Source organism: Lawsonibacter celer (assembly GCF_014281125.1).
In the GTDB taxonomy this organism is placed as follows: Bacteria; Bacillota; Clostridia; order Oscillospirales; family Oscillospiraceae; genus Lawsonibacter_B; species Lawsonibacter_B celer.
Map to the genome: position 1 here is coordinate 64,934 of NZ_JACOEA010000009.1, position 8,422 is coordinate 73,355.

Annotated in this window: 7 protein-coding genes; all 7 read right to left on the reverse strand. The window is 57.1% G+C overall.

Features of this window, described 5'->3' with window-relative positions; all coding sequences use genetic code 11:
* Positions 1 to 30: 30 nt before the first annotated feature.
* The 7 genes from H9Q75_RS12105 to metA all read right to left on the reverse strand — a co-directional run bounded on the left by H9Q75_RS12105 (position 31) and on the right by metA (position 7,957).
* Positions 31 to 1,878: a 6-bladed beta-propeller gene (locus H9Q75_RS12105; RefSeq protein ID WP_186567476.1), complete on the reverse strand. Its 1,848-nt coding sequence runs from the start codon at positions 1,876 to 1,878 to the stop codon at positions 31 to 33.
* Between the two features lie 75 nt (positions 1,879 to 1,953).
* The gene (locus tag H9Q75_RS12110; RefSeq protein ID WP_186567478.1) at positions 1,954 to 2,766 is read right to left on the reverse strand and encodes an alpha/beta fold hydrolase; all 813 of its coding nucleotides are present in this window, start codon (positions 2,764 to 2,766) and stop codon (positions 1,954 to 1,956) included.
* A gap of 22 nt (positions 2,767 to 2,788) precedes the next feature.
* A complete protein-coding gene (locus H9Q75_RS12115) occupies positions 2,789 to 3,928 on the reverse strand; it encodes an acyl-CoA dehydrogenase family protein (RefSeq protein ID WP_186567480.1) in 1,140 nt (379 codons plus the stop codon).
* 8 nt (positions 3,929 to 3,936) lie between these two features.
* Complete coding sequence (locus H9Q75_RS12120; RefSeq protein ID WP_186567482.1) at positions 3,937 to 4,596, reverse strand: 3-oxoacid CoA-transferase subunit B; 660 nt, start codon at positions 4,594 to 4,596, stop codon at positions 3,937 to 3,939.
* Positions 4,593 to 5,369 (reverse strand): CoA transferase subunit A, encoded by a 777-nt coding sequence (locus H9Q75_RS12125; protein ID WP_207720845.1) that lies wholly within the window; start codon positions 5,367 to 5,369, stop codon positions 4,593 to 4,595. The genes H9Q75_RS12120 and H9Q75_RS12125 overlap by 4 nt, the downstream gene beginning before the upstream one ends.
* 215 nt (positions 5,370 to 5,584) lie before the next feature.
* The gene (locus tag H9Q75_RS12130; protein WP_186567485.1) at positions 5,585 to 6,970 is read right to left on the reverse strand and encodes a sigma-54 interaction domain-containing protein; all 1,386 of its coding nucleotides are present in this window, start codon (positions 6,968 to 6,970) and stop codon (positions 5,585 to 5,587) included.
* A gap of 63 nt (positions 6,971 to 7,033) precedes the next feature.
* On the reverse strand, positions 7,034 to 7,957 hold the full coding sequence (gene metA, locus H9Q75_RS12135) for a homoserine O-acetyltransferase MetA (protein WP_186567487.1): 924 nt from the start codon (positions 7,955 to 7,957) through the stop codon (positions 7,034 to 7,036).
* Positions 7,958 to 8,422: the final 465 nt, after the last annotated feature.

Sequence of the window (8,422 nt, forward strand, 5' to 3'; positions counted from 1 at the left end):
GCATACGCCGCAGAGGCTTTTTTGCGCAATTCAGTGTTCGAAAACAGACACGCGGTTGAGTAGGGCGTCCGTCACGTATACCTTGTTGCCATAGCAGGCAATCCCCTGGGGCGAGAAGAAGCCGTCCGTGCTGCCGCTGAAATGGCCGAAGCTCTCCACAAATGTGCCGCTGGAGGTGAACACCTGGACACGGTTGTTGGAGCTGTCCGTGACGTAGATGCGGTTGTTGGAATCGCAGGCGATTCCGACGGGCAGGAACAGTTCGCCGTCCCCGGTGCCCCAGTTGTCCAACGGATTGCTGCTGGCATTGCCGCCGTTGGTGCCCCATTTGCCCAGGAATACGCCGCTGCTGGAGAATTTCTGGACCCGGCAGTTGTTGCGGTCCACCACATAGACGTTATTGTTGGAGTCACAGGTAATATAGGTCGGCATGTTGAACTTGCCGTTTGCCGTGCCGAAGCCGCCCCACGTTGTAATGGTGATACCGTAGGCATTGCATTTCATAATGCGGTTGTTTCCGGTATCGGCGATATAAATGTTTCCGTAGCTGTCCGTGCACACGCCCATGGGGTTGCTGAACACTCCGTAGCCAAAGTTGCTGATCCAAGTCCCGTTGGCGTTAAAAACCTGAATACGGGAGTTGCCGGTATCGGCAATCAGAAGGCGGTTGAATGCGCGGTCATAGGAGACCTGCTTGGGAGAGGTAAACTGCCAGTAGTTGATCCCGTAAGCACCAGGACCGCCGTTCCCGCTGTTTCCACCCAGCTTGTAGACCAGGGTGCCGCTGGAGTTGTACTTGAGAACGCGGTGGTTCAGAGAGTCGGACACGTAATAATTCCCGCTGAAATCCGTTGCAATGCCGCTGACGTTGGAGAAGGCGTAATTTGTGGTGCGCTGCGTGCCCACATGCCGGAGCACGGTGCTCTGATTGCGCAGAAGAAGCTGGCTGTTGCCGGTGTCGGAGAGAATAAAGCGTCCGTCGCCCAGCGGGAGCACCTGACAGGGATAGCAGGGCTCCAGGTCCACCAGGTTCAGCGAGGTCTGAAACCGGAATGTGTGGGAGGCGTTATATACCTTGATTTTGTGGTTAAAGGTGTCGGCGATATAGACATCGCCGTTGGTATCAATGTTGACCCCCCGCGGATAGGTGAAGGAAGTGCTGCTGTCCCCAGAGGAACCGCCGATCTGTGTAATATAATTCCCCTGTACATCCAGCACCTGAACCCGGTGGTTAAAGGTATCACAGATATACACGCGGTCGCCGTCCGGAGACTGCTTGACCGCGATTCCCTGAGGCAGGCTGAACTGCCCCTGGCCGCTGCCCTTTCCGCCATACTGGTAAAGATAAGTGCCGTCCTCGTCAAACACCTGAATGCGGTCGTGGAACTCATCACACACATGGTAATGGTTCTGGCTGTCAATGCCGATCTCCCGCGCCAGACCGAACTGACCATTTCCGGAGCCCTCGCTTCCCCACTGTGTCAGGTAATTCCACTGGGAGTCAAACTTCTGGATGCGGTGATTGGCGGTGTCGGCCACCAGAATGTTCCCGTCGTTGTCAATGGCGACGCCGAACGGGGTATCAAACTGGCCATTTCCGGTGCCGAGGGAGCCAAATTTGCCGATAATATTCCCTGCGTTGTCGAGCTTGACAATACGGTGGTTGCCCATGTCGGCCACATAGATGTTGCCGTCGGCATCCTTGGCCATGGCGACCGGATTGTTGAAATAGCAGGAATTGGTGTTTTCCAGCGCAGATAAGTCATCGCCGATGGTGCGTACGACCGTATGAACGGCGGAGGCGGGAAGCATGAGCCCGAGCAGAAGGACAAATGCGGTGAGCAGGGTGCTAAGGCGGCGTGCAAGGCGTTTTTTCATCGTGCGACACTCCTTTTTGTTCCGTGGTTTCATACGTATGCGGAGGAAAACAGGGGGTGCAGTGAAACAGGTGGCTCAGCAGTGCTTGAGGACGAACCCGGAAATGGCGCTTTCCAGCTCCTTGGGCTTTTCAAAGATGGACACATGGCCGCACCCGGGGAGGGTGATGTACTCGGCATCCGGAATAGTGTCCGCCAGAATCTGGGAGAACTTGGGTGGCTTGAGGATGTCCTCCGTCCCGCAAATGATAAGCGCGGGGCACTGAATTTTTGGCAGTTCGTCCGTCATCGTCACATCCTGGGCAAAGGTATCGTAGAGAATCTTCTGGCCCTCAAGATAGCCGTTGGGATTGCCCTTGATGGCTTTGGCCCGGCGGGCAAGCATTTCGCGGTTTTGTTCGATAAATTTGGGGCCGTAAATGCTGGGGGCCATACCCCAGAAAAATTCCTCGCCGTCTCCGGTGTCGCAGAGAATTTTCCAGCCGAGGACAAATCCCTCCAGGACCGGGTCCAGCTCGCTGACCGAGTCGATGACCGAGATGGTTTTGACCATCTCCGGATAGAGAATGGCGAATTTCATGGCCGCCTCGCCTCCGTAGGAGGTACCCACCAAGTGGAGCTTTTTCACGCCCAAATGCTCAAACAGGGCCTTTGCCTCAGCGCAGTGCTGGGCAAATGTGTAGGGTCCCGCCGGCTTGTCGGATTTGAGCTGTCCCTTGAAATCGTGCAGGATCACCCGGAAGCCCAGCCGCTCAAAGATGGGATAGAGCAGTTCCCAGCTGCTTGTAGAGGCCATCACGCCGTTGAGAAAGGCGATGGTCTCCCTACCGTCGGGATCGCCGTGTACCTCGTAATAGAGTGTAGTGCCGTTTACCTGAAATTCTGCCATAGTGAATGATACCTCCTGAATGTTATCGATAGTGTTTTAATACCGTGCTGCCAACAACCTGCTTGAGGACCTCGGTGGAGCCTACACCGATATCCATCAGTCTGCCGTCGCGGTAATAGCGCTCGGTGGGGTTGCCTTTAATGTATCCGTGACCGCCGCAGATCTGAAGCGCCTTGTGGCAGACTTCGGTTACAGCTTCCGCAGTAAAGACTTTGAGGGCCGAAGTGTCCAGTGAGAAATCCGCGCCGCTATCCTGCTTTTCCGTCACGGCGGTCAGCATGTGGCGCACGGCCTCAACTTTCACATGCATCTCGGCCGCCATAGACTGGACGGCGGAGATCCGGGCCAGGGGGGCGCCGAAGGCCTTTCTGCGGTTGGCGTAGGAGAGAGAGGCCTCCATCGCGGCCTCTGCAATGCCCAGCCCCATTGCGGCCATGCCCAGCCGGCCGCCCACCAGACCGTACATTGCGGCCTTGAAGCCGCCGTTTTCCGGACCGATCCGTGCCGACTCCGGCACAAAGCAGTCCTGGAAGGAGAGCGCGGTGGTGGAGGAGCTGCGGCAGCCCAGCTTGTTGAGTGGAGGACTGATAAAAAAGCCGGCCGTCTCCTTTTCCACCGCGAACAGGCTGATGCCGCGGCTCCCAGCGTCAGGGTCTGTTTTGGCGGCAATGAGGTAGAGCTGGGCCAGCCCGCCGTTGGTGCAGAAATACTTGGAACCGTTGAGCCGATAGCCGCCCGGTGCGTGGACCGCCGTAGTGGCGATGCCAGCGGCGTCGGAACCGGCCTGGGCCTCGCTGATGGTAAAGGCGGCGATCTTTCTTCCCTGAATCAGATCGGGCAGCCAGAGAGCCTTTTGTTCCTCGCTGCCAAACTCCAGAATCGCGTCCACTGCCATCCAGTGCACCAGGAGAAGCAGCGCAGCGCCGGCGCTGGCCTTTGCCAGCTCAGCCGTGGCCAAGTAGGACGTGGTGGCGCCCAGCTGTCCGCCACCCCACGCCTTTGGGTAGCGCATTCCGAAAAATCCGGCCTGCCTCATCTCATCCAGCAGTTCTGCCGGGGGCCGGTTTTCCTCATCCAGCGCGGCGGCCAGGGGAGACAGACGCTCCCGCGCAAAGCATGCCGCCCGTTCCACCGCCTGGGTATCATATCTGCATTGTTCCATAGCGCCTCCTAAAAGGTCATCTCGTGGAAATCATCCGCCACAACAAAATCCGCGTCAGTGAGCGCGGTGATCTCCTCCAATGTAACGCCTGGGGCGTGTTCCTTCAGAATCAAATGCCCGTCTCCCACTTGAAAGACCGCCTTGTCCGTAATAATGGTTTTGACACAGCCTCGTCCGGTGAGGGGGAGGGTGCAGTTTTTCAGAATCTTGGAGTTGCCCTTCTTGTCAGCGTGCATCAGGGTGGCGATACAGACCCGGGTGCCGTAGCACAGCTCCATGGCGCCGCCCATGCCGGGCCACCACTTTCCCTCCCGCTTGGCCGCCCAGTTGGCGATGTTGCCGTGCTGATCCACTTCAAGCGCGCCCAAAATAGTCACGTCCAGCAGGCCGCTGCGCATAGCGCCCAGAGACGTGCACAGATCCATAATGGCTGCGCCGGGCACCAGGGTCACAGGCTCGCTGCCTGCGTTGGTGATGTCGGCCTGTGCCTGAGAAGGGGCCGGGCGGGGGCCGACGCCAATGACGCCGTTTTCTCCGTGGAACATGAGGTGGACGCCCTCGGGCAGGTAGTTGGAGGCCTGGGTGGGCATACCAAAGCCCAGGTTGACCAATTGTCCGTCCTTCAGCTCCTGAGCCGCTCTGCGGGCGATCAGTTCTCTGGCATTCATGCGCGCACCTCCTCATCTTCTGCCTTCAGCTTGCCGATCTTAAGCCAGTGCTGACGATAGAGCTCGTTGTGCTCCTCCAGGGAGAGCCCCTGAACGACAGCGTTAATGAAGGGGCCGGGACAGCCCACGCGCTCCGGCGGGATGGCGCCCACCGGCACGATCTCCTCCACCTCGGCCACGGTATAGTCGCCGGCCATGCCATAGATGGCGTTGCAGTTCAGACCGGTATAGCGGAACTCCAGGTTTCCCATGGTGTCCGCCCGCCAGGCCTTGATGATGGAGAAGGGGGCTCGGATCGCCGGCTCCACGAAGCAGTCCATGCCGTTGACATTTAAAACTTGCTTGGGCTGCTCCAGGTCGGGGAACAGGCCGGGCTGATCCAGGATTCCGACACCGACGGGGACCAGAACGCCGCCCAGCCCCATGGCACCGGCGCGGACCTTTTCCGCCAGAGTACCCATGGGAAAGTACTGCTCCACCTTCAAAGAACCCTCCAGGTATTTCAGGGTGGATTCCTCCGTGGTGCCCACATGGGAAGAGATGATCTCCCGGACGAGGCCCTGCTCATAGAGCTTCGCGCGGCCAAAGCCGCTCAGACCGGGTTCGTTGGTGATCAGCGTGATGTCCCGGATGCCGTGTTCAATGAGCCAGTTGATGCAGCAAGTGGGCTCGGAAGCGCCCACAAAGCCGCCCATAAGCATCCGGGCGCCCGATTGGGGGAGGCAGGACAGCGCCTCATCGATGGTCATAACCTTGTTGGATAGCTTGGACAATCGAATTCCCTCCTTTTTATTGATTGGGGTGTGCATAAGAAAAAAGAAGCAAGCCGCGTGCCAACTAAAGAAAACCCGTTTTTTCAAGCAAAATGGGGGAATTTATTCCCAAGGGTTGTTCCAAAAACGATACAACTGTCCCAAACTGACCGGACAAGCGGACGGAAATAAAAGCAGAGCCGCACGCCAGCTTGGCATGCGGCTCCGGAACGGTCCTATATTTTATATTTCTCCAGGCGGCGGTACAGGGCTGAGCGGGAAATGCCGAGAATGCGGGCCGCCTCGCTGCGGTTACCTCCGGCCTCCTGCAGGGTGCGCTCCAAGAGCTCTTGCTCCTTCCGGCAGAGCTCCTGCTGCAGAATCACAGGTCCGTCTCCCTGTCTCGCCTCATGGGCGGACGGGCGTTCCTCCCAAAAGCGGTTGGGAATACGGCGGAAGTCAATCACCGAATCGTTGCTCCAGTTTACCGCCTGTTCCAGCACATTTTCCAGTTCCCGCACATTTCCGGGCCAGGAATAGCGGCGGGCAATCTCCATGCTCTCCGGGGTGACGCCGGAGGCCTTTGAACCGATGCGCTGATTAATCCGGCAGAGCAGACTTTGGATCAGGTCGGGCAGATCATCCAGCCGTTCCCGCAGGGGCGGCATATGGATGGACAGGATATTCAGCCGGTAATAGAGGTCCTGGCGGAAGGAGCCCTCCCGCACCATCTGGAGCAGATCCCGGTTGGTGGAGGCCATCACCCGCACATCCAGCTTAATCGGAGTCGAGCCCCCTACCCGCCAGACTTCCTTTTCCTGAAGGACGCGCAGCAGCTTGACCTGCATGTCCATAGGCATATCGCCGATCTCGTCCAGCAGAATCGTACCGCCATTGGCCAGCTCAAATTTCCCCGGGCTGCCGCCGCGCTTGGCCCCGGTAAACGCCCCGCTCTCATAGCCAAAGAGCTCAGATTCAATCAGCTCTCGGGGGATAGCGCCGCAGTTGACGCTGATAAAGGGTGCGTCCCGTCGTACAGAACGGGTGTGGACCGCCTGAGCGATGATCTCCTTTCCCGTGCCGCTCTCGCCGGTGATCAGCAGGGTGGAGCTGGTACGGGAGGCGCGCCGGGCCAGCTTTTTTACATACAGCATGCTCTCTGTTTCGCCGACAATGCTCATACAGGTAAAAAGGGTTCGGGTTGGGGGGATGGGATGTACATCCCCGCCGAGGAACATCATGTGCTCGGCGATGGACCGGCCCACCACCATGTCGGGAAACACGGTTTTCAGCATGGCGCCGACCAGTACGCCGTTTTCCTTCAGCGGGAAGCGCGAGGTATACACCTCTTTTCCCTGAATGGTAAGCAGATCGCCCCACTCGGAGTAGCCCCGGACCAAGGTGTCCGCTAGTCGGCAGTCCGGGAGCACTTTGCTGATGTGGACACCCAGGAGCAGACTGCGTTCCTGCTGGAGCAGGTCGGTAAAAAAGTCATTGACGAACTGAATGATTCCATCTGCATCTACGGCTAAAATCCCCTCAAACGGAGTATTAATCAGCAGCGGGAGCAAATGGGCGGTATCGCCAGTCGCAGGGAAGGGACGAACATTACTGGAGCGCATATCGATCACCTTCTATTATTAAGTGGGGGATTCACAGAAATGGGCGGTCGGACATGGACCGGCTTACGGCCCTTGCAGATGGGCCAAATCATAAGGCGTGGTCTGGTATACATAATAATTCAGCCAATTGGTGTAGAGGAGCTGTCCCGCGCTGCGCCAGCGGACAATGGGCACCCGGTTCGGATCGTCGCCAGGGAAATAGTGGGCAGGCACGGTGATGTCCAGACCCTTATTGACGTCGCGCCAATACTCCTTTGCCAAAGTGTCCGGATCGTATTCCGGGTGTCCCATGATGAAGAACTGCCGGCTGTCCTCGGTTTTGACCGCGTAGATGCCGGCTTCGGCGGAGGTGGCGATCAGCTCCAGATTAGGCGTGTTCCGAATATCCTCCTCCAGCACCTCAGTATAACGGGAGTGCGGGGCATAAAATACATCGTCAAAACCGCGGAACAGGGGAGAACTCGGCTTCAGGACGCGATGCTCATACACCCCGAAGAGCTTTTGTCTCAGCGTATGTTTAGCAATCCCGTAATGGAAATAGAGCGCTGCCTGGGCCCCCCAGCAGATGTGCAGGGTGGAGTGGACATGGGTTCGGCTCCAGGACATAATCTCACACAGCTCCGGCCAGTAATCCACTTGGTCAAACTCTAGGTTTTCAACCGGCGCTCCGGTGATAATCAGTCCGTCGTAATTGCGGCTTTTTACCTCTTGAAAAGTGGTGTAAAAGGATTCCAGGTGGTCCTCATCGGTGTGCTGGGACTGATAGCTGGCGGTACGCAGCAGTTCCACTTGGATCTGGACAGGAGTGTTGGACAGCTTGCGCAGAATTTGGGTCTCCGTCACAATCTTGGTGGGCATCAGGTTCAGAATCAACAGATTCAGGGGGCGGATATCCTGATGCATGGCGCGGTATTCTGTCATGACAAAAATATTCTCGCTCTCCAGAACCGCGGTAGCGGGCAGAGAATCTGGTATCTTAATGGGCATAAATGGGCTCTCCTTTGGTCTCACTACCTATAATATCTTTTGAGTAAAGCCTAGCATATTTGGCGCCCACCTGCAACAGTAAATATAGGAGAGAGGGATGCTTCGCGAAAAAACTCGATTAATCGATAAAAAAGGGCTTGACACCGGGCCGACAGTTTGGTATATTAATCGAGCGCCTGTTGAGCGGGGCACTGAATTCGATGAGGATGACAGAAAAAACTTCTGCATCTGAGAAAAAGTGCTTGACAAGCAAAACAAAGCGTGGTAACATATAAAAGTTCGCATCGAGCGAATGCTGCTAGTGAGAAGAGTTCTGAAATCACGAAAAGAAATCGGCCTGGCGGTCGAAAAAAGTGAAAGAAAGCACTTGACAAGCGAGCAGCGGGTATGTTAAACTAAAAGTCCTGACAGCGGCTCGGGAGAGCGGCTGGATGAGGGACGAGCGTGTACCTTGTAAATTAAACA

What these genes read in the sequence shown, in the direction of transcription:
- H9Q75_RS12120 (WP_186567482.1), bottom strand. Translation starts at nt 4,596, where the DNA reads ATGAATGCCAGAGAACTGATCGCCCGCAGAGCGGCTCAGGAGCTGAAG.
- H9Q75_RS12110 (WP_186567478.1), bottom strand. Translation starts at nt 2,766, where the DNA reads ATGGCAGAATTTCAGGTAAACGGCACTACACTCTATTACGAGGTACAC.
- metA (WP_186567487.1), bottom strand. Translation starts at nt 7,957, where the DNA reads ATGCCCATTAAGATACCAGATTCTCTGCCCGCTACCGCGGTTCTGGAG.
- H9Q75_RS12105 (WP_186567476.1), bottom strand. Translation starts at nt 1,878, where the DNA reads ATGAAAAAACGCCTTGCACGCCGCCTTAGCACCCTGCTCACCGCATTT.
- H9Q75_RS12115 (WP_186567480.1), bottom strand. Translation starts at nt 3,928, where the DNA reads ATGGAACAATGCAGATATGATACCCAGGCGGTGGAACGGGCGGCATGC.
- H9Q75_RS12130 (WP_186567485.1), bottom strand. Translation starts at nt 6,970, where the DNA reads ATGCGCTCCAGTAATGTTCGTCCCTTCCCTGCGACTGGCGATACCGCC.